Source organism: Streptomyces sp. NPDC048506, from assembly GCF_040651315.1.
In the GTDB taxonomy this organism is placed as follows: Bacteria; Actinomycetota; Actinomycetes; order Streptomycetales; family Streptomycetaceae; genus Streptomyces.
In genome coordinates this window covers 77,056-101,292 of record NZ_JBEZIX010000036.1, presented here as the reverse complement: position 1 = coordinate 101,292, position 24,237 = coordinate 77,056, and the positions used below count along the sequence as shown (strand labels likewise).

Below are 24,237 nucleotides of genomic sequence, written 5' to 3'. Positions count from 1 at the left end.
AACTCAGCGCGCTCACGCCAGGGCGGGCGCATCCGCGCCCTGACCGCCGCCGAGAAGGGTCGAATCGCCCATCTCGCTCAGCACCAGCGCCAGCGCACCCAGCACCTCGGCCCGGCCGCCGAGCGTGCCGCCGACGATGCCCAACTGCCGCGCCGCGCTGGGGATCGCATACCGGGAGACCGACTCCCGGATCGGCCCGAGCACCAGCTCACCGGCCTCGGCGAGGTCACCGCCGAGCACCACTCGACTGGGATTGAGCAGATTGCACAGATTCGCCACGCCGCTACCGATATGGCGGCCTACGTCCGCGATCACCCGCCGGCAGCCCGGGTCGCCCTCGCGGGCCAGCTGCACCACCTTCGCCATGGTCAGGTCCTGGCCGTGGCTCGGTTGCAGCAGCGGCAGGACGTAGCGGGCCGCGGTGAAGGTCTCCAGGCAGCCGCGGTTGCCGCAGCGGCACACCGGGCCGGACTCGTCCAGCGTGATGTGCCCGATCTCGCCCGCGGTACCGCCCGGGCCGCGGTAGATCTGCCCGCTGATCACCAGGCCGGCGCCGACACCGCTGGCGACCTTGATGTACGCCAGGTCGGACGCCCCCCGGCCGCCGCCCCAGACCAGCTCGCCCAGGGCTCCGAGGTTGGCGTCGTTGTCGACGTGGACGGGCACGCCGAGCCGCCCGGACAGCTCCTGGCCGGGGTTCGTCCCGGACCAGCCCGGCAGGATCGCGGTCGAGCCCAGCGTCCCGGATTCCACATCGATCGGACCCGGCACGCCCAGGCCGACGCCGATGACCTTGCCCGGCCCGATCCCGGTGGCCTCGATCAGCCGGTTGACCAGCACTTCCGCCCGGTCGAAGCCCTCCGCGGCGGAGGCGTCCACATCGATCGGCTCGACCTCCTCGGCGAGCACCTGGTGGGCGAGGTTGCCGACCGCCACGCGCAGGTGGGAGTGCCCGAAATCGACCCCCACGACGATGCCCGCGTCGCCGGAGAGCGAGACGCTGCGCGCCCGTCGCCCACCCGCCGACGTGGGGGTCACCTCGACGGTCCCGCCGTCCTTCAACTCACGAACGATGTTGGAAACGGTGGCCGCGGACAGCCCCGTGCTCCGGGCGATCTCCGCCTGTGTGAGTGAGCCCGCCATACGCACCGCGCGTACGACCCGCTCCAGATTGGCCCGGTGCAGCGAGGACTGCGACCCCGGAGTCTCCATCGACTCATCCACTCCTGTCTGGGCTGGGGGTGCCTCCTGGGTCCCCCCAGCGTGGACCGGAGGAGGAGCTGAAGGAGGCACGGCGACCGCCCGCCGGCCGCACCCACACCGTCGGGGGGCGGCCCTCGATTCAACATGTGAACTCTAAGCAGAACTCCAGCCGGGAAGTCTCGTCAAGGTGTTGAGCCCGGCATGATCGAGGCCGGCGGGTGCGGAAAGCCGCGCGGGCGGCTCCGCCATGGGGGGAGCCGCCCGGGATGTGGTGCGGATCGCGTCCGACGGTGTGCGCCGAGGTGGCGGAAAACCATCGGTGGAAGATCGTGCCGGGGACGGCCCTACTTGATCGCCCCCGCGGTCAGACCGGCCTGCACCTGTCGCTGGAAGATGAAGTAGACGATCAGCACCGGCAGCATCGCGATCATCATGCCGGCCATCAGCCCGCCCCAGTCCCCCTCATAGCCCTGCTGTAGCGCGATGTTGGCCAGTCCCTGCGTCAACACGTACTTGTCCTCGTCCTGGTTGAGGACCATCGGCAGCAGGTACTGGTTCCACTGCCCCAGGAAGTTGAAGATCCCGATGCTGATCAGTCCCGGCTTGGCCATCGGCAGCATCACCTGGAAGAACGTCCTGGCGTGCGAGGCCCCGTCGATCATCGCCGCCTCCGCCACCGAGGTGGGCAGGGTGCGGAAGAAGGACGTCATGAAGAAGACGGTGAACGGCAGCGAGTAGGCGATGTAGACGGCGATCAGGCCCTGGTACGTCGCCAGCAGCGGGATTCCGGGGAAGTCCCGCATCACGAAGAACAGCGGGATGACCAGCATGAACACCGGGAAGGACATCCCGGCCACGAACAGGTAGTAGATCAGGCGGTTCCCGGGGAACTGGAACCGGGCCAGCACATAGCCCGCCATGGAGCCGAGCACCATCGTCCCGGTGACCGAACCCCCCACCACGATCAGGGTGTTGAGGAACATCTTGCCGATGTTCGCCTTCTCCCAGGCGTTGACCCAGTTCTCGAAGTGCAGCTTGTCGGGCAGCGACCAGGGCGTGGTGAGGATGTCACCGCTGCTCTTGAACGAGCTCCACAGCACCCAGAGCAGGGGCATGCCCACCATCAACGCCCATACGATCAGGATGCCGTGCGAGAACACATTGAGCACGCCGCCCTCGGCGCGCCCGCGCGCGGCCCCGGCTCCCTTCCGTCCGTCGGACCGCCGCCCGGCCGGCGCCGGCAGCTTCTGCACCGCATCGGTTTCCGTCGTCATGCGCCCTGCCCCTAGAACTCGATCCGCTCACGCCGCGCGAAGCGCATCGTGAGGACGGCGAACAACAGCGTGACGACGAGCATGGCGACGCCCATCGCCGCGGCATAGCCGAACTGACTGTCCCGGAAGGCGGTTTGGTACAGCCGGAGCGGTACGACGTCGGTCGCGCCGTCCGGGCCGCCCATGTTGACCGACATGATCTGCACCAGGGCGAACGCGTCCATCGCGATGATGCCCATGTAGACCCAGCCGGTCTGCACGGTGTCCCACAGCAGCGGCAGGGTGATCCGGAAGAAGGTGTGGATGCGGTTGGCCCCGTCCAGCAGGGAGGCCTCGTAGATCTCCCGTGGAATGGAGGCCATGGCGGCGGAGAAGAGCACGACGTAGAAGCCGACGTTCGCCCAGACCATCACCACCATGATGCAGGCGAGCGCGATGCTGCGCTCACCGAGCCAGGAGCTCTGTAGCGAATCCAGACCGACCGCGCCGAGCAGCGAGTTGAGCATGCCGTCGTGCGGATCCGGGTTGTAGATGTTGAACCAGATCACCGAGATGATGGTGATCGAGATGACCTGCGGGAAGAAGTAGACGAATTTGTAGAACGAGGTTCCGCGGACACCGGTGATCACGGCGCCGCGGCGGGCCCGGCCGCCGACGTTGAGCATGAAGGCGAAGAACAGCCCCAGCGTCAGCGTGGCGATCGGGACCAGCACCAGCATGATGACGTTGTGCTTGAGCGCGTTCCAGAATTCGTCGCTGTGCAGCAGCTTGCCGTAGTTGTCGAGACCGATGCTCTTGGCGGTGCCGCGCAGGCCGCTCCATTCCGTGGTCGAGATCTGGAACGCCTGGACGAACGGCGAGATCACGAAGATCGCGTAGATCAGTAGCGGCAGGGCCAGGAACCCCACGATGAATCGGTACTTGCCGTGTTGCATTGCGCTCCCCGGCCCTCCCTCGTCAGCGGTGGTCTCGGTCAGGCCTCGCGGTGGAACTTGGTGACGGAGTCGTCCTTCGCGAATTCGTCCGCGTACTGCTGGGCCTTCTTGATCCACTCTGCGGCCTTCAGATCACCGGTCAGCAGCTGACTGGTGAGCCCGCCCAGCTTCTCGTCCGTCAGCTTCGGGTACCACTCCTGAAGCTGGATCATCAGCAGGTTCTGGCCACCCTCCTTGACGACCTTGGCGGCCGAGGAGAGGCCGGGCGAGAGCTGCATTCCGTCGGTGGCGCCCTGGACCGAGGTGAGCGACTTGACCTTGGTCGCGAAATTCTGTGCGTGCTTCTTCGACAGCAGAATGCGCAGCAGCTCCATTCCGCCGATCGGATTCTTTCCGCCCTTGGCCACGATGAACGGCTCGCTGGGCTCGGCGCGCACGGTCCCGTGCGGCATCTTGTCGTCGCTGCCGCCGTTGAACAGCGGGCCGACGGCCATGCCGAAGTCCTTGGGGGTGGTCGGCGCCGCCTCGTTCTCCACCCAGGAGCCGTTGGGGATGAAGACGGCCTTGCCCCGGGTCCAGGCGGTCTGCGACTGAATGTGCGTCAGTCCCTGGCTGCCCTGGAGGAAGTAGCCCTTGGCGGCGAGCTCCTCGTAGTGCTCCACGACCTGCTTGACCGCGTCGTTCGAGGTCCAGGCCTTGGGCTCCAGGTTGTCGATGGCGATCCACTTGTCCAGCCCGCCGATCTTGGCGATCTGCGCGAACAGATTGAAGTGGACGTAGTACGGATACTTGCCCGGGTAGGTCCAGGGCGCCACGCCCGCCTTCTTGATCTCGCCACAGAGCTTGATCATGTCGTCGAACGAGGTCGGGTACTCCCAGCCCTTGTCCTTCAGCAGCTTGTCGGAGTACCACGAGCCGTAGACCGTGAACGCGTAATAGAGGACGTCGAACGTGTCCTTGTGCTTGCCCTTTTCCAGGGTGCTGGCGTAAAGCGTGTCCCGGACCTTCTTCTTCGGGTCGTCCAGCGACGGCGCATCGAGCAGCGCGGTCAGGTCCTGCAACTGGCCCTGCGCGGACAGCTTGTTCATGTCCAGGTGGTCGGCCCCGGAGTTGTCGATGATGTCCGGGGGATTTCCGCCGGCGAACCGCGGCTGGAGCTTCGGGCCGACCTGCTGGGTTCCGGTGTGCTGGACCGTGACGCCATAGGTCTTGTTGTAGTCCGCCTCGGCGTCCTTGGCGTACTGGTCCCCCAGTCCGCCCTTGAAGATGAACGCCTCCAGCGCCACCCCGTTCTTCACGCCCAGCGGGTTCTTCGCCGAGGTCGCGCCCTTGTTCTTGGTGCCGTTGTCCTCGTTTCCGCCGCCACCTCCGGTGGCACACGCGGAGAGCGTTCCCATCGCCGGTACGGCGATGATGCCCAGGGCTGCGGCCCGCTTGACCAGATCGCGACGGTTGAATTCTGAGGTGGATCCCATGCTCAAGTCCTCGCCTTCTTCAGGACTCAGGCGGTGTACCGGAGCCACCCCGGCACCGCGGGTCAGATGAAGCTGAGTTGTACGGGATGTGCACGGGGCGCGCTGGAGAACCGCGGGGAAATCATCCGTTCCCCGCCCTCTCCACGATTCCCCACGGCCTCGGGCGTACGGCCGGTCGGACGCCGACAGGTATAGTCCACTTCCGGCCGAAGGGGCAAGATCGAATGCAGGGTTCGACGGGGTTCTTTCCCTAGTTGAGACCTCCCCGACATGCGCGCGATCCGCCCGCCGTCACCCCGCCGGATCACCCGGGGACCCGGCCGGCCCATCGAACGCGGCGACACTCTTGACACCAAAGTGCCCACGCACCTTACTTATCTCTGTTTCTCTTCGCGTCATTCAACTGACAACGATGTCAACCTGGTTGAGAGGGACCGCGTGCGGCTCAGACACCTGCACAGTCCACTGCGGGGCACCCCCCGCCCCGGCGCCCTCGTGGTGGCCGCTCTGCTCGTCATCACCGCCCTCGGCCCGGCCGGTACCGCCCTGGCCGCGCCGCCCCAAAAACCCCAGGGGGCACCGGCGTTCCGCTCCTCGTTCGAGCCCGGTGACCCGCAGCCGAACTGGACCGACACCGTCGACACCGAGCCGGACGGCACGCCCCGGGCCTCCGGCGTCACCCCGGAGACCACCCCCGCGGCCCCCGGTATGACCGCCAGGCCCGACACCGGCCCCACCGACTCCCCCACCGCAAAGGCCAACGCCGGCTTCACCGGCCGCCATGCGCTGCGCTACGCCGGCACCCACACCGCCGCCGGGCACGGCTACGCGTACGACAAGGTCTTCGACGTCGACACACCGGTCACCGCGGCGACGTCGCTCTCGTACAAGCTCTTCCCGGAGATGGCCGGAACCGACCTGTCCTACCCCGCGACCCATGTCGCCGTCGACCTGGCCTTCACCGACGGCACCTACCTCAGCGACCTCCCGGCCGTCGACCAGTACGGCGCCCCCCTGACCCCTCAGGGCCAGGCCGCGGCCAAGACGCTCTACGTCAACCAGTGGAACAACCGGCAGTCGCGGATCGGCGCGGTCGCCGCCGGCAGGACCATCGACCGGATCCTGATCGCCTACGACGCCCCCGAGCGCCCGCGCACCGCACCGGCCTTCCGCGGCTGGGTGGACGACATCGCCATCGGCCCCGAGCCTGCGGACAAGCCGCTCGCGCACCTCTCCGACTACGCCGTCACCACCCGCGGCACCCTCTCCAGCGGTGGCTTCTCCCGCGGCAACACCTTCCCCGCCACCGCCGTCCCCAACGGTTTCAACTTCTGGACTCCGGTGACCAACGCGGGCTCCGCGGACTGGCTCTACGAATACGCGCGCAAGAACAACGCCGACAACCTCCCCACCCTCCAGGCCTTCAGCGCCAGCCACGAGCCCAGCCCCTGGATGGGCGACCGGCAGACCTTCCAGGTCATGCCGTCCGTCGCGGCCGGCACCCCGAACGCCTCCCGCACCGCCCGCGCCCTGCCCTTCCACCACTCCCGGGAGATCGCCCGGCCGCACTACTACGGCGTGACCTTCGACAACGGCCTCAAGGCGGAGATCACCCCCGCCGACCACGCCGCGCTGATGCGCTTCACCTTCCCCGACGACCGGGCGAGCCTGATCTTCGACAACGTCAACGACAAGGGCGGCCTCAGCCTGGACACCGACCACGGGATCGTCACCGGCTACTCGGACGTCCGCAGCGGGCTGTCCGTCGGCGCCACCCGGCTCTTCGTCTACGCCGCCTTCGACAAACCGGTCACCGGCGGCGGCAGATTGGCCAACGAGGGGTGCGGCGCCAGCCGCTCCAGTGGAGCCGGTGCTTGCACCGGGGGCAAGGACGTCACCGGCTACCTCCGCTTCCGCCCCGGCGCCGACCGCACCGTGACCATGCGGATCGCCACCTCTCTGATCAGCGTGGACCAGGCGAGGGCCAACCTGGCCCGGGAGGTCCCGGTGTCCGCGACGTTCGCCGGCGTCAAGAACCGGGCCCAGGCGCAGTGGGACGACCTGCTGGGCCGCGTCGAGGTCGAGGGCGCGAGCCGCGACCAGCTCACCACGCTCTACTCCAGCCTCTACCGGCTCTACCTCTACCCCAACTCCGGCTTCGAGAAGGTCGGCCCGCACAGCCGCTACGCCTCCCCCTTCTCGCCGCAGACCGGCCCCGACACCCCGACGCACACCGGCTCGAAGATCGTCGACGGTGAGGTCTACGTCAACAACGGCTTCTGGGACACCTACCGCACCACCTGGCCCGCCTACTCGCTGCTCACCCCGCGCCGGGCCGGCAGGATGGTCGACGGCTTCGTCCAGCAGTACAAGGACGGCGGCTGGATCTCGCGGTGGTCCTCGCCCGGTTACGCGGACCTGATGACCGGGACGAGCTCCGACGTGGCCTTCGCCGACGCCTACGCCAAGGGCGTGCGGTTCGACGCCGAGGCCGCCTACGACGCGGCCGTCAAGAACGCCACGGTCGCCCCGCCGTACCCCGGTGTCGGCCGCAAGGGCATGAACACCGCACCCTTCCTCGGCTACACGAGCACCGACACCCGCGAGGGGATGTCCTGGGCGCTGGAGGGCTACCTCAACGACTTCGGCATCGCCCGCATGGGCCGGGCGCTGTACGAGAAGACCAAGAAGCCCCGGTACAAGGAGGAGTCGACCTACTTCCTGGGTCGCGCCCGCAACTACGTCAAGCTCTTCGACCGCCGGATCGGCTTCTTCCAGGGCAGGGACGGCCGGGGCGACTGGCGCCTGCCCCCCAAGGAGTTCGACCCCCGCGTCTGGGGCAACGACTACACCGAGACCAACGCCTGGACGTTCGCGTTCACCGCACCGCAGGACACCCGCGGCCTGGCCAACCTCTACGGCGGCCGCCCGGCGCTGGCCAAGAAGCTCGACGCCTACTTCGCCACCCCGGAGACCGCGGCCAAGGAGTTCGCCGGCTCCTACGGCCAGGTGATCCACGAGATGACCGAGGCCCGGGACACCCGGATGGGCATGTACGGTCACAGCAACCAGCCCTCGCACCACATCGCCTACACCTACGACGCGGCCGGGCAGCCCTGGAAGGCCCAGGCGAAGGTCCGCGAGGCGCTCTCCCGGCTGTACCTCGGCAGTGAGATCGGCCAGGGGTACCCGGGCGACGAGGACAACGGCGAGATGTCCGCGTGGTACGTCTTCAGTGCGCTGGGCTTCTACCCCCTGGTGATGGGGCAGGGCGAGTACGCGGTGGGCTCACCGCTGTTCACCAAGGCCACCGTCCACCTGGAGAACGGCCACGACCTCACCATCAGCGCCCCGCGCAACAGCGCCCGCAACGTCTACGTGCAGAGCCTCCGGTTCAACGGGAAGCCGTGGAACGCAACCGCGCTGCCGCACCGATTGCTCGCCCGCGGCGGGACCCTGAAGTTCACCATGGGTGCCAGGCCGTCGTCCTGGGGCTCCGGTCCGGACGCCGCCCCGACCTCGATCACCAAGGACGACGAGGTGCCCGACCCGCCGGCCGATGTGACCGCCCCGACCGCCGGGCCCCTCTTCGACGACACCTCCGACACCTCGGCCGCGTTCACCACCGCCACGGCCGACCTGGCCGGCCCCACCCGGGTCGCCTCGTACACCCTGACCTCGGCCGACCGCACCACGGCCCCCACCGCCTGGCGGCTTGAGGGCTCCGCCGACGGCCGGCACTGGCGGAAACTGGACCGCCGCTCCGGCGAGCGCTTCACCTGGGACAGACAGACGAGGGTGTTCGGCATCGCACACCCCGGCCGGTATCAGCACTACCGCGTGGTGAGCGACGGCAGGACGGTCACGCTCGCGGAGATCGAGCTGCTCGGAGCCCGACAAATCGGTTGACTTGTGGGGTTCCTGTGGAACTATTCAGCTGATCACGTGACGCGTCCCCTTTGGGGCGCGTCACGTTCCTTATCTGAATACCGGGAGATATTGGGTGATACTTCCCCTCGGCCGTCGGCACGGACGCGCCCTTGCCCGGCTCGCGGCCGTTGCGCTCGCCACCACCCTGGCGGGCTCGACCGCGGCCACCGCGCTGGCCGACAGCCCCGCACCGTCCGACGCCCCGCGGCTCACGGCGGTGGCGACCCCCGAGCGCGGCGAGGCCGCGTCCGGGACGGTGTACAACACCCCGTTCTTCTTCGTCCTGGACGGCGTGGAGCGGGACGGCAGTCTCTTCATGTACGCGCCGGACCGCACGGGGAACTTCGGCCCCCGCGACAAGATCTTCGACGGCGACGACATCGGGGACTTCAAGCGCCTCAAGGCCGCCGCGCAGGTCGACAACGACAAGGACGGCTACGGCGACGCCACCTACTACTGGATGGACAACGGCGCCCTGTCGTACACCTACACCGCCGCCGACGGTCTGGTGAAGACCCGTGCGATCGGCGGCGGTTGGCAGATCTACTCGAAGGTCCTCTCCCCCGGCACCGTCGGCGGCGCCAAGGAGTCGGACATCCTCGCCGTGGACAAGGCCGGCGTGCTGTGGGTCTACCTGGCCCGCCCCGACGGCACGGTGACCCCGCGGATCCGGGTCGGCGCCGGGTGGGGCGGGTACACCCAGCTCGCCGGGCAGGGCGATCTCACCGGTGACGGCCGTGCCGACCTGGTCGCCCGGGACAAGGCCGGGGTGCTCTGGCTCTACAAGGGCACCGGCGACGCCAAGGCGCCGTTCGCCCCCCGCAAGAAGATCGGCGGCGGCTGGAACGGCTACGACTACCTGCACTCCAGCGGGGACGTGAACCGCGACGGCATCGCCGATCTGCTGGCCCGCGCGGGCAACGGCACCCTGTACATCTACCAGGGCACCGGCAACGAAGCAGCGCCGTACGCCAAGCCCGTCAAGGCGCACGGCTCCTTCGGCAGCTACCGCCTGCTGTTCTGAGACCGGGCCGTCCGGCCACCGGTACGCGGACGGGCCGCACCTCCTCGACCTGAGGGAGTGCGGCCCGTCGTGGCGTTGCGGGGGACTTACTTGCGGATCAGCGAGCGCAGCACGTACTGCATGATGCCGCCGTTGCGGTAGTAGTCCGCCTCACCCGGGGTGTCGATGCGGACGACCGCGTCGAACTCGACGCCGGTGTCGGTGGTGACCTTCACCGTGCGCGGGGTGGTGCCGTCGTTCAGCTCGGTGACGCCGGAGACGGAGAAGGTCTCCTCACCGGTCAGGCCGAGCGCCTCGGCGGACTGGCCCTCCGGGAACTGGAGCGGGAGGACACCCATGCCGATCAGGTTCGAGCGGTGGATGCGCTCGTAGGACTCGGCGACGACGGCCTTGACGCCGAGCAGCGCGGTGCCCTTGGCGGCCCAGTCGCGGGACGAGCCGGAGCCGTACTCCTTGCCGGCCAGGATGACCAGCGGGACGCCGGCCGCCTGGTAGTTCTGCGAGGCGTCGTAGATGAAGCTCACCGGACCGTCGGCCTGGGTGAAGTCGCGGGTGAAGCCGCCCTCGGTGCCCGGCGCGATCTGGTTGCGCAGGCGGATGTTGGCGAACGTGCCGCGGATCATGACCTCGTGGTTACCACGGCGCGAGCCGTAGGAGTTGAAGTCACGACGCTCCACACCGTGCTCGGTCAGGTACTGACCGGCCGGGGTGTCGGCCTTGATCGCACCGGCCGGGGAGATGTGGTCGGTGGTGACCGAGTCGCCGAGCTTGGCGAGGACGCGCGCACCGGCGATGTCCTGGACCGGCGCCGGCTCCATCGCCATGCCCTCGAAGTACGGGGGCTTGCGGACGTAGGTGGACTGCGCGTCCCACTCGAAGGTGTTGCCGGTCGGGACCGGCAGCGCCTGCCACTGGGCGTCGCCCGCGAAGACGTCCTGGTAGGACTTCTCGAACATGTCCTCGCCGATGGCGTTGGCGACGACGTCGTTCACCTCGGCCTCGGACGGCCAGATGTCCTTCAGGTAGACCGGCTTGCCGTCCTGGTCGGTGCCGAGGGCGTCCTTGGTGATGTCCACCTTCATGGAGCCCGCGAGGGCGTACGCGACGACCAGCGGCGGGGAGGCCAGGTAGTTCATCTTGACGTCGGGGTTGATCCGGCCCTCGAAGTTGCGGTTGCCGGAGAGCACCGAGGTCACGGCCAGGTCGTGGTCGTTGACGGCCTTGGAGACCTCCTCCGGCAGCGGGCCGGAGTTGCCGATGCAGGTGGTGCAGCCGTAGCCGACCAGGTTGAAGCCGACCTTGTCGAGGTAGGGGGTCAGGCCCGCCTTGTCGAAGTAGTCGGTGACGACCTTGGAACCCGGGGCGAGGGTGGTCTTGACCCAGGGCTTGCGGGTCAGGCCCTTCTCGACCGCCTTCTTCGCCACGAGGGCGGCGGCGACCATCACGTACGGGTTCGACGTGTTGGTGCAGGAGGTGATGGCGGCGACCGTCACCGCACCGTGGTCGATCTCGTAGGTCGAGCCGTCGGGGGCGGTCACGGTGACCGGGTTCGACGGGACGCCGTTCGCGGTGGCCGGGGCGTCGGAGGCCGGGAAGGACTCCATGCCGGCCTCGTCGGCGGTGTCGACGTAGTTGCGGACGTCGAGCGCGAACTGCTGGGCGGCGTTGGCGAGGACGATGCGGTCCTGCGGGCGCTTCGGGCCGGCGATCGACGGGACGACCGTGGAGAGGTCCAGCTCCAGCTTCTCGGAGAAGTCGGGCTCGGCGGCCGGGTCGAGCCAGAGGCCCTGCTCCTTGGCGTACGCCTCGACGAGGGCGACCTGCTGCTCGCTGCGGCCGGTCAGCTTCAGGTAGTTGAGGGTCTCGCCGTCGATCGGGAAGATCGCGGCGGTGGAGCCGAACTCCGGCGACATGTTGCCGATGGTGGCGCGGTTGGCGAGCGAGGTGGCGGCCACGCCCTCGCCGTAGAACTCGACGAACTTGCCGACGACGCCGTGCTTGCGGAGCATCTCGGTGATGGTGAGGACGAGGTCGGTGGCGGTGGTGCCCGCCTTCAGCTCACCGGTCAGCTTGAAGCCGACGACGCGCGGGATGAGCATGGAGACCGGCTGGCCGAGCATCGCGGCCTCGGCCTCGATGCCGCCGACGCCCCAGCCCAGCACACCCAGGCCGTTGACCATGGTGGTGTGCGAGTCGGTGCCGACCAGGGTGTCGGGGTAGGCCTGCCCGTTGCGCACCATGACGGTCCGCGCGAGGTGCTCGATGTTGACCTGGTGGACGATGCCGGTGCCCGGCGGGACGACCTTGAACTCGTCGAAGGCGGTCTGGCCCCAGCGCAGGAACTGGTAGCGCTCCTTGTTGCGGCCGTACTCCAGCTCGACGTTCTGGCCGAAGGCGTCCTTCGTGCCGAACTTGTCGGCGATGACCGAGTGGTCGATGACCAGCTCGGCCGGGGCCAGCGGGTTGATCTTCGCCGGGTCGCCGCCGAGCTCCTTGACGGCCTCACGCATGGTGGCGAGGTCCACGACACAGGGCACACCGGTGAAGTCCTGCATGATCACGCGGGCCGGCGTGAACTGGATCTCCTGGCTGGGCTGGGCCTGCGAGTCCCAGCTGCCCAGCGCCCGGATGTGGTCGGCGGTGATGTTCGCGCCGTCCTCGGTGCGGAGCAGGTTCTCCAGCAGCACCTTCAGGCTGTAGGGCAGGCGGGCGGAGCCCTCCACCTTGTCCAGCCGGAAGATCTCGTACGACTCGTCGCCCACCTGCAACGTGCTGCGGGCGTCGAAGCTGTTCGCCGACACGACAGTCTCCTTCATGCATGATTTCTCGCGTACCACCGCATCCTGCCGTTGCAGGCTCGGGCCGATCCGATAAGGTGAACCTTAGTTAGGCATGCCTTACTGGCGCGGTAGCGGTACAGCTCTCGGCAGATATCTCGATGTCGAGATAACTCTAGTACATCGTTGCGGCGGGGTCATGTCCTGCCGGGGCCTGTCCTGCGTGCCGCCGCAGGCGGGCGGGGTCGGCGATGACGTCGATGGTCAGGACCTCCAACCGTGCGCGCAGGTCACGACCTGGTCACCCGGTTCGCCCTGGGCCGTGACCCGGCGAAGGCCGACCCGGCCAGGTACTACGCCGGGGACGCGGACGGCTATGTTGACCACCCGGTCAGCGGCTGGGGCGGGTGATCTCACGCAGGGCCGCGTCACATTCGACCGGCCGCGTCCGTCATGACGATGACGGACCTTTACGGGGAGGCACGGGGAAGGCATGGGACCGATGAACGATCATGAGTGGCTCGCGGAGCGGTTCGAGGAGAACCGGGGTCATCTGCGGTCGGTGGCCTACCGCATGCTCGGCTCGCTGACCGAGGCGGACGACGCCGTCCAGGAGGCCTGGCTGCGGCTGAGCCGGTCGGGGGCGGACGGTGTGGAGAACCTGGGTGGCTGGCTGACCACGGTCGTCGGGCGGGTGTGCCTGGACCAGCTGCGGACGCGCAAGGCGCGGCGCGAGGACCTCTTCGACGTACATGTCCCCGAGCCGGTCGTGAGCCGTCTGGACACCGTCGATCCGGAGAACGAGGCGATGCTCGCCGACTCGGTCGGGCTCGCCCTGCTCGTGGTGCTGGAAACCCTCACCCCCGCCGAGCGGCTCGCCTTCGTCCTGCACGACATGTTCGCGATGCCCTTCGACGAGATCGCGCCGCTCGTCGACCGGACGCCGGCCGCCGCACGGCAGCTCGCCAGCCGGGCGCGGCGTCGCGTCCAGGGCACCGCGCCGGCTCCCGACACCGACCTGGTCCGCCAGCGGGAGGTGGTCGAGGCCTTCCTCGCCGCCTCGCGCGCCGGCGACTTCGAGGGGCTGCTCGCGGTGCTCGACCCGGACGTGGTGCTGCGCGCAGACGCCGGCCCGGCGTCCGGCGGCGTGTCGAAGCTGATCCGTGGGGCGCGGGCGGTCGTCGAGCAGGCGCTGATGTTCTCCCGGTTCGCCCCGCTCGCCCGCCCCGCGCTGGTCAACGGCGCTCCGGGGCTGGTCACGGCGCAGGACGGGCAGGCGTTCTCCGTGATGGGGTTCACCATCGCGCACGGGAAGGTCGTCGAGATCAACATCCTGGCCGACCTCGCCCGGCTGCGCCGGCTGGACCTGACGATCCTGGACGACTGAGGGCCACGGCGGGGCGGTCCGGGTCTCCGGCGACCCGGACCGCCCCGCCGCCCGCTCATCTCCCGGCCAGCCCCAGCCGCACCACGCTGACGATCTCCTCGTCGGACAGCCCCAGATGGCGGGCCTCCGCGATCAGGCGCTCCGCGGTTTCGCCGAGGCGGGCCCGGGCCGGGGAGGCCGCGCCGGTGACCACCGCGCCGCGGCCGCGGCGGAGCTCGATCAGGCCCTCCTCCTTGAGGCGCTGATAGCCGCGCAGCACGGTGTGCACGTTCACGCCGAGGGACGCGGCGAGTTCGCGGGCGGCCGGCAGCCGCTCTCCGGTGTGCACCGTGCCGTCGGCGATGGCACCGCGTACCGAGGCGGCGATCTGGTCACCGAGCGGGACGGACGAGCCGGGATCGACGCGGAAGAGCACCTCAGCCTCCTTGCTGCGAACGCGCCCGGTCCGCGTAGGTGTTGAGCAGGGCGGCGGCGGTCGCCGCGTCGTCGACCGTCACCATGAACTCCCGGCCGTTGGTGAGTCGTATCACGATGCCGTCCCCGGAGCGCAGTGCCAGTCCGCTGCGGCCGGGCAGGATCCGGTAGCCCCAGCCGCCGAGGTCGGCCAGGCAGTTGATCGGCCGGCTGGTCGCCTCCACGACCCGTTCGAGGGGGATGCGCCGGAAGCGGATCCGGGAGGCGGGCAGGATCAACAGGGGCGCGAGGGTCAGACCGCGCCGGTCGACGGTCACCCGTACGGAGGTGAGCCCGAGGACCACCGAGGCGCTGGCGAGGAGGAAGGCGCCGGTCAGCGCATCCGCACGCACCACGACGACCACCCCGGCGCAGAGCATCAGGGCGCCCAGCACGTTCAGCGGGCGCGAGCCGATGGTGCGCGACCAGCCGGCCGTCGTACCGGCCGGGAGGTCGAGCCGGGGCGCGTCACCCGCCGCGCGCTGCGGCGAACGAGCGGAACGGCCGGCGAGCAGCCACCCCACCGCGCCGGCGAGGAGCGCCACCGCGAGCGTCACGGCCACCTGCCACAGCGGCAGGCGCACGGTCGCGGCGTCGGTGACGTCGGCGTTGTGGAGCAGGGTGAGGCAGAGGGGGTAACCGATCCCGGCCGCCGTGGCGTAGCCGGTGACGACCAGCCACGGGGCGGCGTCGGCGAACCGCCGCGCCTGGGCAGCCAGGCCGAAGGCGGTGCCGAGGACCAGGAGCACGCCGAGACACCCCGTCAGGAAGCCATGGGTGGAGGAGTAGCCGTCGGCCCGGCCGCTGACACCGAAATGGGTGGCCAGCGGCTCGGGCAACCGGGTGGAGACGGAGACGTAGACGGCGGTGACGGTCACGATCGTGACGACGAAGGGCAGGACGGCAACCAGGGGCCGCGGCACACCCGTTGAGCGAGGGACGGAACGCGGAGCGCTCTTCATGACCTGTATGACCACCTCTCAGTTATTTGCATAGTAGTAGAACAACCAAGACGGCCACAATTGCGTACCCATCTCATATCTGAGATACGGTCGGCGCATGGCAGACGACTACCTCGTACGCATCGGCAGGCTGATCCGTGACGCCCGGCAGCACCGTGGCTGGACACAGGCGCAGCTTGCGGAGGCACTCGGCACCAGTCAGAGCGCGGTCAACCGGATCGAGCGCGGGAATCAGAACATCAGCCTTGAGATGATCGCCCGCATCGGTGAGGCCCTCGACAGCGAAATCGTGTCGCTCGGCTATGCCGGTCCGATGCATCTGCGGGTGGTCGGCGGGCGCCGGTTGTCCGGCAGCATCGACGTGAAGACGAGCAAGAACGCCTGCGTCGCGCTGCTCTGCGCCACGCTGCTGAACGCGGGCCGCACCACGCTGCGCCGGGTGGCCCGCATCGAGGAGGTCTACCGGATCCTCGAAGTCCTGGGCAGCATCGGCGTCCGCACCCGGTGGATCAACGACGGCAACGACCTGGAGATCGTCCCGCCGGCCCAACTCGACCTCGCCTCCATGGACGTGGAGGCGGCCCGCCGCACCCGCAGCGTCATCATGTTCCTCGGCCCGCTGCTGCACCGGATGGACCACTTCAGGCTGCCGTACGCGGGCGGCTGCGACCTCGGCACCCGGACCGTGACCCCGCACATGACCGCGCTGCGGCACTTCGGGCTGGAGATCACCGCGACCGACGGCACCTACCTCTGCGAGGTCGACCGCAGCGTCGCCCCCAAGCGCGCCATCGTCCTGACCGAGCGCGGCGACACCGTCACCGAGAACGCGCTGCTGGCCGCCGCCCGGCACGACGGCGTCACGGTCATCCGCAACGCCTCCTCCAACTACATGGTCCAGGACCTCTGCTTCTTCCTGGAGGAGCTGGGGGTCCGGGTCGACGGCATCGGCACCACCACCCTCACCGTGCACGGCGCCGCACGCATCGAACGGGACGTGGACTTCGCACCGTCCGAGGACCCGGTGGAGGCCATGAGCCTGCTGGCCGCTGCGGTCGTCACGGAGTCGGAGCTGACGATCCGCCGGGTACCGGTGGAGTTCCTGGAGATCGAGCTGGCGGTCCTTGAGGAGATGGGCCTGGACCACGAGCGCAGCACCGAGTACGCCGCCGACAACGGGCGCACCCGGCTGATCGACCTGACCGTCCGCCCCTCCAAGCTCCAGGCCCCGCTGGACAAGATCCACCCGATGCCCTTCCCGGGCCTGAACATCGACAACGTCCCCTTCTTCGCGGCCATCGCGGCCAGCGCCCAGGGCCAGACCCTGATCCACGACTGGGTCTACGACAACCGCGCGATCTACCTGACGGACCTCAACCGACTCGGCGCCCAGGTCAAGTTGCTCGACCCGCACCGCGTCCTGGTCGACGGCCCGACCCGCTGGCGCTCCGCGGAAATGATGTGCCCGCCGGCCCTGCGCCCCGCCGTCGTCGTCCTCCTGGCCATGATGGCCGCCGAGGGCACATCCGTCCTGCGCAACGTCTACGTCATCAACCGGGGCTACGAGGACCTGGCGGAGCGCCTCAACTCGATCGGCGCACAGATCGAGATCTTCCGGGACATTTGATGCGCGAATGCCGCCGCACCCACTCTGACCTGCGGGGAAGCGGGTCAGGAAGGGGTGCGGCGGCATCCGTGGGACTTCTCTGGGACTTTGCGACTGAGCCGGGGCTCCTACGGCCTCATCAGTCCGGACCCGACGCTGTCCGATCCGCGGCTACGCGAAGATCGCGTCGATGGCGGTGCTGCCCCGCGCGCCCGCGCGGGGCAGGAAGTGGGAGTACTTCCGCAGCGTGAACCCGGGGTCGGAGTGGCCCAGCCAGCGTGCCAGGGAGACGACCGATTCGCCGGCCTCCAGCTCTTCGGAGGCGTAGAAGTGGCGCAGGGCGTGGTAGCCGTGCTCCCGGGATGGCTCCCAGATCCGGGCCCCGACCTGGGAGCTCGTCTCCAGCGCGGCGATCACGCCGGCCTGGGCCAGAGCCGGCTTCCAGACGTAGGAGTTGAAGTAGTTCCGGTTGATCGCCTTCCGCTCGCGCCCCGTGACCAGGAGGTTGTACGTCCGCGGGCGACGGTGCTTGGCTTCCACCGGCGTCGCGGGAGGGCGCGGATCATCCCACGGCAGCGTGACGGGCACTGGTGCGAAGAGCTCCATGTGCTGCCGCAGAGCCCTGGCCACGCTTGAGGGCAGGGGAACGTCTCGGACCTTGCGTCCCTTTGGAAGCGCAAAGCACAGCTTTGTCCGCACCATCTTGATCTGGCGCCGGACGTGGACGACTTCCTCTTCGAAGTCGATGTCGTCCAAGCAGAGGCCGAACGCTTCTCCTTGCCGGAGTCCCAGGCCGGCACCGATCTCGACGAGGACCCGGTAGCGATCCGACAGAGCTGCGCGTACGGCCAATACCCGCTCTGGCGGCCAAGCTTCGACCCTGCCCGGTGCGGCGGCTGGGGGGCGGACTGTGCTCGCGCGGCATGGGTTGCGTGCGAGGCGACGGTCCTCGACGGCGGCCTGGAGTACGCCGGAGAGCGTCGCCCAGACGAGACGGATCGACGTGGGCCCGAGGTCCTTCTCCAGCCGCTTCTTCCAGCTTCTCAGGGCTTCCGTACCCACGCTGTTCAGCGGCAGAGCGCCAAGGTGCGGGAGGATGTGCCGACGCACACGCTGCTCGATGCGCTCAAGGGTGGACGGGTCGCCGCTCTGCGTGGGCCACCAGTGGGTCTCGACGTAGTCCTTGAGAGAAACGGCCCCGTCGCGCGGATCGACGAACTCGCCTCGCCGCGCATCGGTCTGAGCCTGGGCGAGCCAGGTCTTGGCGTCCTGGACCGTGTCGAATGAACGGTCCTTGACACCCGGGATGCCCTTGACGCGATAGCGCGTGCACTTGCCGTACATCGCTGTGCGTTCACGCTTACCGGTTTCGGGGCTGGGGCGCTTCTTGAGCCACCGGTCCTCTATGTAGCCAGCCAGAAGGAGCTCCTAGACGAAGGGGATGGAAACCGCGGTCTACGACGCGTGCCGCATCAGGCGCTGGGAGCGTGACCGGACCGAAGCTGGGGAGCCGAGCTCAGGGGGCTCAATGCCGTGTTGGAGCGCGAGTCGGCCTGTTCCTGCTGACAGACCCACGCGTCGAGCGCTTCCACTCGATACATGACGCGGCCACGTGGACCCATGCGGAAGCTCGGCGGTCCCTGCCGCCGATGCCGCCAGACATAGAGCGTGTGCGGTGAGAGGCCGAGGTATTCAGCAGCGTCCTTCACATTCAGGAAGGCCGTGCGTGCAGCGCGAGCGGGGGTGGGCGCGGTGGAAGGGACAAGCAGCGATTGTGCGGGCATGGGAGGTTTCTGTGGAGGCGAAGGGGGCACGGTGGCGAGGGGGTTCCGGGCTCTCACGTTCGCCCGCGGCTCTCGACGAAAATGAGTCCGACGGTTGTTGCAGATCGGGGCAAGGGGTTCCTCGTGAGGGATGAGACGGATTTGGATGGCCAGCACGACGGGGCGCGCTGGGAATCCAATAATGCGGAGAATCCCCGGTTTCGCTAACCGGGGATCGTCGGCTATATTCCGCCCGCGCCGACCGAGCACGGGGGGCCGGGCGGGCTCTCCGAGGGTCTTCGATGTCGCAGCGTCGCCGCCGGCGTTCGATGCGGTAGCCCGTCGCGACGGTCATGGGGCTGCCCAGCTCGGTCACGCGGCGGCCAGCTTTCGTCGGACCATTCCGCGCATGGTGCGGGCGCGCTCGATGGCGCGGGCGGCCTGATCTCCGACCGGCTTACTTCTAGAGGGTTTTGCGGCATGGGATCTGTTGTAGCTCTGGAAGAGCGGTTTCGCTAACCGATGATCCACTGCTGTCTTCCGCCACTTTGTTGTCACATCCCCTACGTCCCCGTCAGAAAAGGGCGGAACATAACACGGGATCCCCAGTTGAACGAAATCACGGTATGTCAGTTCGCCCGTCCCGCAGAACAACCGCCGCACGGCGATTTCGCTAACCGGGGATCCGGGTCTACCGTTTCATTTCCCCGCGCACGACGTGTTCGCCGTGAGCTGTTTGCTTTCCCAGCGGAATGCTGGACTTGTACGGGTGGACGTGACTGTCTTGTCCAGGCGTCGGAAACGCTGTTTCCGGCGCCTGGGGGACTCGGCACGCCACAGCTGTGGCCAAAGAGTCCTCGTACACACCCGCGCGGGCCTCGCCGGGAACTCCACGCCGCGGCCCTCCCCGCCCCCCGAAGCGGATTGTCCGCACCTCCCCACCTGACCTAGGAGCCGCCAACCGATGAGCAAAGACGCCCGCGAGTGGGTCTGGGAGAGCAGCGCCAGCAAGGGCAACGCCCGGCTGGTGATGCTCTCGATCGCCGACCGCGTCGCCGACGAGAAGTGCATTGCCTACGCCACGGTGCCCAGCCTGATGGAACGCACGGGGGCCTCCCGGTCCACCGTCCGTGACGCGCTGGACATGCTGGTGCACAACGGTGAGCTGGAGGAGGCCGACGACCTCCAGGGCCCGTACCGCGCCACCGTGTATTGGCTGCCCCGAGCGGCCCATCTCATCGCGAACGCGTCGCGTCCCGAAGGCACTCCCACCGTCGAGCCCAAGAAGCCCGACCGCAACACGCCCGGCCTGCGACGGTACGGAATCCGTCCCCGAAAGGGGCCGGCATCCAGCCCCTCGAAGGACCAGGATCCGGCCCCTCCGGAAAACGGCATGGACCGGAATCCAACCGCTCCAGGGACCGGAATCCAGCCCGTGGAAGGACCGGAATCCAGCCCCCAGAACCGTAATGAACCGAAGGTGAACCGTAGGTACAGCAGCAGTGCTGCCACCCTCACCTCGGCCACCGACTGGGAGATCGACGACGAGTCCCGCTCCTGGGCCCAGCAGCAGGGGCACCTCGCACGCCTCGGCGAGCACGGCATCCGCGCCGCCGACGCGAAGTGGCGCTCCTACCGGGCGGCCTGGAAGCCCCGCACCACCGCCGCGTGGGCTGCCGACTGGCGCGCCTGGATCGCCCGCGAGCACAGCCCCTCATCGAGCCGCCCGAACCTCTACGCCCTGCCCGGCGGCACCCCCGCCCCGACGGTCGGCATGACCCGGGCCGAGGCACACACCGCCGCCCTGCTCGCCGCCCTCGACGAACCGACCGGAACGGAGTGACCGCACTGGATCGCCGCGAAATTGCCGCCGTCCTCGCCTACATCGGCCGCCTCGACCCCCGCACCATCCGGACGGATGCTGGCGAGGCCCGTGACCAAATCGCCCAATGGCACGAGCTGCTGAGCGACGTGCCCATGGCCACCGGCCACGGCTGGGATGCCCGCGAGGCGATACGGGCCCACGTGCTCGACTCGCCGTATCCGATCCTGCCCGTGGACGTCGCCCGCAAGTGGCGCGCCTACCGTCGCGACCGCCTGGAGAGGCACACCGACCCGACCCCATCTGCCGACCCGGACGACGAGGCCGCCTGGCGAACCGAACTGCTCGCCACCCGGCACGCGGTCGCCGCCGGTGTCTCCGCACCAGCGACGCACCGGCAGCTCACCCACGGCGGCTCGCACCCCGACATCGCAGCCCGCCTCTCTGCCGTCGGATCGTGCGTCCCGCCCGCTGTCCGGGCCGAGCTCGCCCGCTTCCGGCCGATGCGCGCTGCCCGCGAAGCCGCCGTTGCCGCGGGACAGGTCGACGCCCTCGGCGTTGGCTGCGAGTGGTGCCACGCCGCCGAGGGCCAGCCCTGCCGCACCCGCCGTGTGAGCCCCGGTGGCCGTGCCCGGGGCAACGCACCCCGCACCACGCCCCACCCGACCCGTGTGGACCTTGCTGCCGCGGAGCTCGCACGGCGTACGGCTGCCTGATCCGCGTCTCCCTGCCCCCTCCCGTACCCCCGGAGAACTCCCATTGCTCAACACCCCACACCTGCCCACCCACGTGTGCACCAGAGCTGTGCACGTCACCCCGTGGGGGAACCGCTGATGCCCAGGCACGCTCCCGAGAGGTTTGCGCTCATCGTGGCGGGCGTCGTCATCGTCGCCCTCACCGTCGGTGGGTTCTGGCTCTCGTACGCACACCTCGCCGAGGTCGCCGGAACACACGGGCGCGGCGCCTCTCTCGCTCGCCGCTGGGCCTGGCCCGCGACCCTGTACGCATTCATCGTCGCGGGTGAGCTGCTGACGCTCCGGGCGGGCCTGCGCGGGGTCACGGACGGCTGGGCCATCGCACTGACCGCCGCCGGGTCGGTCGGCTCCATCGCGGTCAACGTGGCCGGGGTCGGCAGCGTGGGCCACACCAGCAGCGTGTCCCTGCTCGACTACGTGGTCGGCGCGGTTCCCCCGACCGCCGCACTCCTGGCCTTCGGCGTCCTCGTGCGCCAGATCCACCGGCTCGTCGATCGGGCCGCCGACTGCCCGGAACCCGTCCCGGATCAGCCACCAGAGCCACCGGCCGTCTCTTCCACCTGCCCCGGCGATCTACTGGCCACCACTTCCCGGACACCGCAGGAGTCGGATTCCGGCACCCGTCCGCCTGCTGGCAACCACGCCCATCCGGCACGTGAACGCGAACCGGAAGACGGCCACACCCATAGCGGGGACCCGCACAGCTCTTCCGTGCCTGCGCCAGAACCGCGGGAGGCGTCGGCTCCTCGACGCGCCGAGCAACCTCCCAACGCCTCGATCGACGAACTCCTGGCCATCGCCCGCTCAGTGGTAGCGCGCATAGGCGATGTCGAGGACACCGAGATCGCAAGGGAGATCCGGGAGGTCCACGGCCTGAAGGTCGCTGACGACCAGCTGCAGAACGTCATCGAGCTGGTGGAGGACGAGCAAGACGCGCTGTGGGACGCCGTCGACGAGATCGGCTGAGGCCGGCCGCCGGAGGTACAAAACCACCTCGGCACTTCCGGCGCCCCCACGTCTCCCCTTGATGCGCTCGCAGCTTCCACTGCCACCGAGAAACCCCTGTTCAGACGGGTCACACGACCGTGCACGCCGTACACGCACCCAAGCATTCACGCGCGAGACCCCTCAGTGTCGACGTTCAGCGAGGGCTCGCGTGAACGCCCCTCCGCGAGCGCCTCTCACATCCACACCACATGCCCCACCCCACGTCCCTGGAGAGAACTGGCTTGTCCTCCCCCACCCCGATAGCCCTCGCCGCCGTACGCGGCAGCACCCCGCTCCTGCCGGACTGGGCCACCTCCCCCGCACTGATATGGGTGCTGCTCGCACTGCTCGCGGCTCTCGCCCTGTTCGCCGGCTGGCTGATGCGGCAGCAGCGTCGGCAGCCGTCCGGCGCGAACTGGCGGCGCGGGACCATCGCCGTGCGCGTCGCTGCCATGGCCGCGCTCGGCTGTACCGCCTACAGCGCGGATACCAGTTGGCGGTTCGCCGCCGACTACCTGGACATGGGCAGCACCGTCGAGCGTGCCTTCATGTTCGCCATCGCCGAGCTGGCCCTGTTCGCCACCGCCCTGATGGCACGCCAGAACCTGAACGGGCCCGCACGGGCACCGGGCCTGCCCGGCGTCCTGGTGTGGGTGATCACCGCGGTGCAGATCATCCCCGCCTACGCCGAGTTCGGGCCCGTCGGCGGCACCGTTCGGGCCCTGGTCGGACCGGTCATGGCAGCGATGCTGTGGCACCTGGCCATGGGCATCGAGCTGCGCCACCGCACCCCCGAGGCCGCCTCGCGCAGCCTGGCCGCCGTCCTCGTGACGCAGACACGCGAACGCCTGCTGGCCCGGTTGGGCATCACCGACCAGGACGCGGATGCCGCCCGACTCATCCGCGAGCGTGCTCTGAGCGAAGCCGTCGCCCTGATCCTCCGCGCCGAGAAGATGACCGACCAGCAGCGCGGCAGGCGACGAGGAATACGCCTGGCCGACCGCATGCACCAGGCCCTGGAGCGAGCCGACGTCGACGGCGATCCGCACCAGGACGAACTGCTGCTACGCAAGCTCGCCACCCGCAAGCAGGCGCTCGGCCTCGCCTCCATCACACTGCCGCCGCGCTGGCATGCTCCGAGCTCATACACCGCCGGCACCTCCGAGCACAGCCGCCCGCCCGGCGGCCGGCCGAAGCATGCGGAGCAGACGGGCCGCCCGCACCCCTCGGATACGGGCAGTGAAGACGCTCACCGGGTAGCGCGCTCGCACTCTGCCCGCCCGCAAGCAGCGCAACGGGCAGCGGACGCTGCCCGCCCGCACCCAACGGAGCCAGGCGACGACCAGCCCCCACCGACGGCCCGCCCGCAACCTGTCCGCCCGGCGCTGGAACCGCCTACGCGAGCGGAGCCTGAAGCCCGCCCGCCGGAAGACAGCCCGTCGTCCTCGGGCAGCCCGTCAACGGTGGGCAACGTCTCGGACAAGCGCAGGCAAGCGGCGCGGAAGAAGCAAGAGGAGGGCAGCAAACCGCGTGCCTCCGAAGAGGTCATCCTCTCCTTCACCCGCCGCATGTACGAGGAGACCGGGAGCGTCAGCCGCGACCGGGTGGAGGACGCCGTACGCGCCGCTGGCTACACCGTTGCCAGCGACGACGCCGGAAGAATCGTCCGCCAGTTCAAAAGGCAACTCAAGGCAGCCGCGCCCAGCAAACCCACTCCTTGATCCCCGGAGTCAACGGCTCCCCTATCCACGCCCCAAGACGGAGGCCCCATGCACGATCCGCACCACGAAGAACCCACCACCCACGTAGATTCTCTGAAGACCACCCCTGCCCCAGGCGGAGCAAGTTGTAGGTCCGGACACTCCCCCACAGGGGGAGCGCCCG

Annotated in this window: 18 protein-coding genes; 9 read left to right on the top strand and 9 right to left on the bottom strand. The window is 69.2% G+C overall.

Going from position 1 to position 24,237, the window contains the following annotated elements:
* Positions 1-12: 12 nt before the first annotated feature.
* From AB0C96_RS27425 to ngcE, 4 genes are all read right to left on the bottom strand, one after another.
* Positions 13-1,212, bottom strand: a complete 1,200-nt coding sequence (locus AB0C96_RS27425) for an ROK family transcriptional regulator (protein ID WP_362920819.1) — start codon at positions 1,210-1,212, stop codon at positions 13-15.
* A 335-nt stretch (positions 1,213-1,547) separates the two neighbouring features.
* Entirely contained in the window at positions 1,548-2,477 is a 930-nt protein-coding gene (locus AB0C96_RS27420) for a carbohydrate ABC transporter permease (protein WP_362920817.1), read from the bottom strand.
* Between the two features lie 11 nt (positions 2,478-2,488).
* Positions 2,489-3,412: a sugar ABC transporter permease gene (locus tag AB0C96_RS27415; RefSeq protein ID WP_362920816.1), complete on the bottom strand. Its 924-nt coding sequence runs from the start codon at positions 3,410-3,412 to the stop codon at positions 2,489-2,491.
* A 38-nt stretch (positions 3,413-3,450) separates the two neighbouring features.
* Positions 3,451-4,887, bottom strand: coding sequence for an N-acetylglucosamine/diacetylchitobiose ABC transporter substrate-binding protein (gene ngcE / locus AB0C96_RS27410; RefSeq protein WP_362920814.1), 1,437 nt, complete (start codon positions 4,885-4,887; stop codon positions 3,451-3,453).
* Positions 4,888-5,325: 438 nt separating this feature from the next.
* Between ngcE and AB0C96_RS27405 the strand changes: the two genes are divergently transcribed.
* Together AB0C96_RS27405 and AB0C96_RS27400 are read left to right on the top strand one after the other, a co-directional pair.
* Positions 5,326-8,796 carry a GH92 family glycosyl hydrolase gene (locus tag AB0C96_RS27405; protein WP_362920813.1) on the top strand — a complete coding sequence of 1,157 codons (3,471 nt, stop codon included), beginning with the start codon at positions 5,326-5,328 and terminating at the stop codon, positions 8,794-8,796.
* Between the two features lie 94 nt (positions 8,797-8,890).
* Positions 8,891-9,841, top strand: coding sequence for a VCBS repeat-containing protein (locus AB0C96_RS27400; protein WP_362920812.1), 951 nt, complete (start codon positions 8,891-8,893; stop codon positions 9,839-9,841).
* An 86-nt stretch (positions 9,842-9,927) separates the two neighbouring features.
* On the opposite strand, the gene acnA is transcribed toward AB0C96_RS27400, so the two are convergent.
* Positions 9,928-12,642 (bottom strand): aconitate hydratase AcnA, encoded by a 2,715-nt coding sequence (gene acnA / locus AB0C96_RS27395; RefSeq protein WP_362920834.1) that lies wholly within the window; start codon positions 12,640-12,642, stop codon positions 9,928-9,930.
* Between the two features lie 255 nt (positions 12,643-12,897).
* Between acnA and AB0C96_RS27390 the strand changes: the two genes are divergently transcribed.
* Together AB0C96_RS27390 and sigJ are read left to right on the top strand one after the other, a co-directional pair.
* Positions 12,898-13,029: a hypothetical protein gene (locus AB0C96_RS27390; RefSeq protein ID WP_362920810.1), complete on the top strand. Its 132-nt coding sequence runs from the start codon at positions 12,898-12,900 to the stop codon at positions 13,027-13,029.
* Positions 13,030-13,120: 91 nt separating this feature from the next.
* Positions 13,121-14,005 (top strand): RNA polymerase sigma factor SigJ, encoded by an 885-nt coding sequence (sigJ, locus tag AB0C96_RS27385; protein WP_362920809.1) that lies wholly within the window; start codon positions 13,121-13,123, stop codon positions 14,003-14,005.
* A gap of 55 nt (positions 14,006-14,060) precedes the next feature.
* On the opposite strand, the gene AB0C96_RS27380 is transcribed toward sigJ, so the two are convergent.
* On the bottom strand, positions 14,061-14,420 hold the full coding sequence (locus AB0C96_RS27380) for a GntR family transcriptional regulator (RefSeq protein WP_362920808.1): 360 nt from the start codon (positions 14,418-14,420) through the stop codon (positions 14,061-14,063).
* Between the two features lies 1 nt (position 14,421).
* On the bottom strand, positions 14,422-15,336 hold the full coding sequence (locus AB0C96_RS27375; protein WP_362920807.1) for a DUF1648 domain-containing protein: 915 nt from the start codon (positions 15,334-15,336) through the stop codon (positions 14,422-14,424).
* A 181-nt stretch (positions 15,337-15,517) separates the two neighbouring features.
* Between AB0C96_RS27375 and AB0C96_RS27370 the strand changes: the two genes are divergently transcribed.
* Positions 15,518-17,047, top strand: coding sequence for a UDP-N-acetylglucosamine 1-carboxyvinyltransferase (locus AB0C96_RS27370; RefSeq protein ID WP_362920806.1), 1,530 nt, complete (start codon positions 15,518-15,520; stop codon positions 17,045-17,047).
* Positions 17,048-17,197: 150 nt separating this feature from the next.
* Here the strand turns inward: AB0C96_RS27370 and AB0C96_RS27365 are convergent, their stop codons facing one another.
* Together AB0C96_RS27365 and AB0C96_RS27360 are read right to left on the bottom strand one after the other, a co-directional pair.
* Entirely contained in the window at positions 17,198-18,370 is a 1,173-nt protein-coding gene (locus tag AB0C96_RS27365; RefSeq protein WP_362920805.1) for a site-specific integrase, read from the bottom strand.
* Between the two features lie 128 nt (positions 18,371-18,498).
* On the bottom strand, positions 18,499-18,810 hold the full coding sequence (locus AB0C96_RS27360) for a helix-turn-helix domain-containing protein (RefSeq protein ID WP_362920803.1): 312 nt from the start codon (positions 18,808-18,810) through the stop codon (positions 18,499-18,501).
* 943 nt (positions 18,811-19,753) lie between these two features.
* On the opposite strand from AB0C96_RS27360, the gene AB0C96_RS27355 reads away from it, so the two are divergent.
* The 4 genes from AB0C96_RS27355 to AB0C96_RS27340 all read left to right on the top strand — a co-directional run bounded on the left by AB0C96_RS27355 (position 19,754) and on the right by AB0C96_RS27340 (position 24,074).
* Positions 19,754-20,632: a helix-turn-helix domain-containing protein gene (locus tag AB0C96_RS27355; RefSeq protein ID WP_362920801.1), complete on the top strand. Its 879-nt coding sequence runs from the start codon at positions 19,754-19,756 to the stop codon at positions 20,630-20,632.
* A gap of 5 nt (positions 20,633-20,637) precedes the next feature.
* On the top strand, positions 20,638-21,327 hold the full coding sequence (locus tag AB0C96_RS27350) for a hypothetical protein (protein ID WP_362920833.1): 690 nt from the start codon (positions 20,638-20,640) through the stop codon (positions 21,325-21,327).
* A 117-nt stretch (positions 21,328-21,444) separates the two neighbouring features.
* Positions 21,445-22,332: a DUF2637 domain-containing protein gene (locus tag AB0C96_RS27345; RefSeq protein ID WP_362920800.1), complete on the top strand. Its 888-nt coding sequence runs from the start codon at positions 21,445-21,447 to the stop codon at positions 22,330-22,332.
* 401 nt (positions 22,333-22,733) lie between these two features.
* Entirely contained in the window at positions 22,734-24,074 is a 1,341-nt protein-coding gene (locus tag AB0C96_RS27340; protein ID WP_362920831.1) for a hypothetical protein, read from the top strand.
* Positions 24,075-24,237: the final 163 nt, after the last annotated feature.

What these genes read in the sequence shown, in the direction of transcription:
- AB0C96_RS27415 (WP_362920816.1), bottom strand. Translation starts at nt 3,412, where the DNA reads ATGCAACACGGCAAGTACCGATTCATCGTGGGGTTCCTGGCCCTGCCG.
- AB0C96_RS27425 (WP_362920819.1), bottom strand. Translation starts at nt 1,212, where the DNA reads ATGGAGACTCCGGGGTCGCAGTCCTCGCTGCACCGGGCCAATCTGGAG.
- AB0C96_RS27340 (WP_362920831.1), top strand. Translation starts at nt 22,734, where the DNA reads ATGCGGCAGCAGCGTCGGCAGCCGTCCGGCGCGAACTGGCGGCGCGGG.
- AB0C96_RS27420 (WP_362920817.1), bottom strand. Translation starts at nt 2,477, where the DNA reads ATGACGACGGAAACCGATGCGGTGCAGAAGCTGCCGGCGCCGGCCGGG.
- ngcE (WP_362920814.1), bottom strand. Translation starts at nt 4,887, where the DNA reads ATGGGATCCACCTCAGAATTCAACCGTCGCGATCTGGTCAAGCGGGCC.
- AB0C96_RS27355 (WP_362920801.1), top strand. Translation starts at nt 19,754, where the DNA reads ATGAGCAAAGACGCCCGCGAGTGGGTCTGGGAGAGCAGCGCCAGCAAG.
- sigJ (WP_362920809.1), top strand. Translation starts at nt 13,121, where the DNA reads ATGAACGATCATGAGTGGCTCGCGGAGCGGTTCGAGGAGAACCGGGGT.
- AB0C96_RS27360 (WP_362920803.1), bottom strand. Translation starts at nt 18,810, where the DNA reads ATGCCCGCACAATCGCTGCTTGTCCCTTCCACCGCGCCCACCCCCGCT.
- AB0C96_RS27370 (WP_362920806.1), top strand. Translation starts at nt 15,518, where the DNA reads ATGGCAGACGACTACCTCGTACGCATCGGCAGGCTGATCCGTGACGCC.
- AB0C96_RS27365 (WP_362920805.1), bottom strand. Translation starts at nt 18,370, where the DNA reads ATGTACGGCAAGTGCACGCGCTATCGCGTCAAGGGCATCCCGGGTGTC.
- AB0C96_RS27345 (WP_362920800.1), top strand. Translation starts at nt 21,445, where the DNA reads ATGCCCAGGCACGCTCCCGAGAGGTTTGCGCTCATCGTGGCGGGCGTC.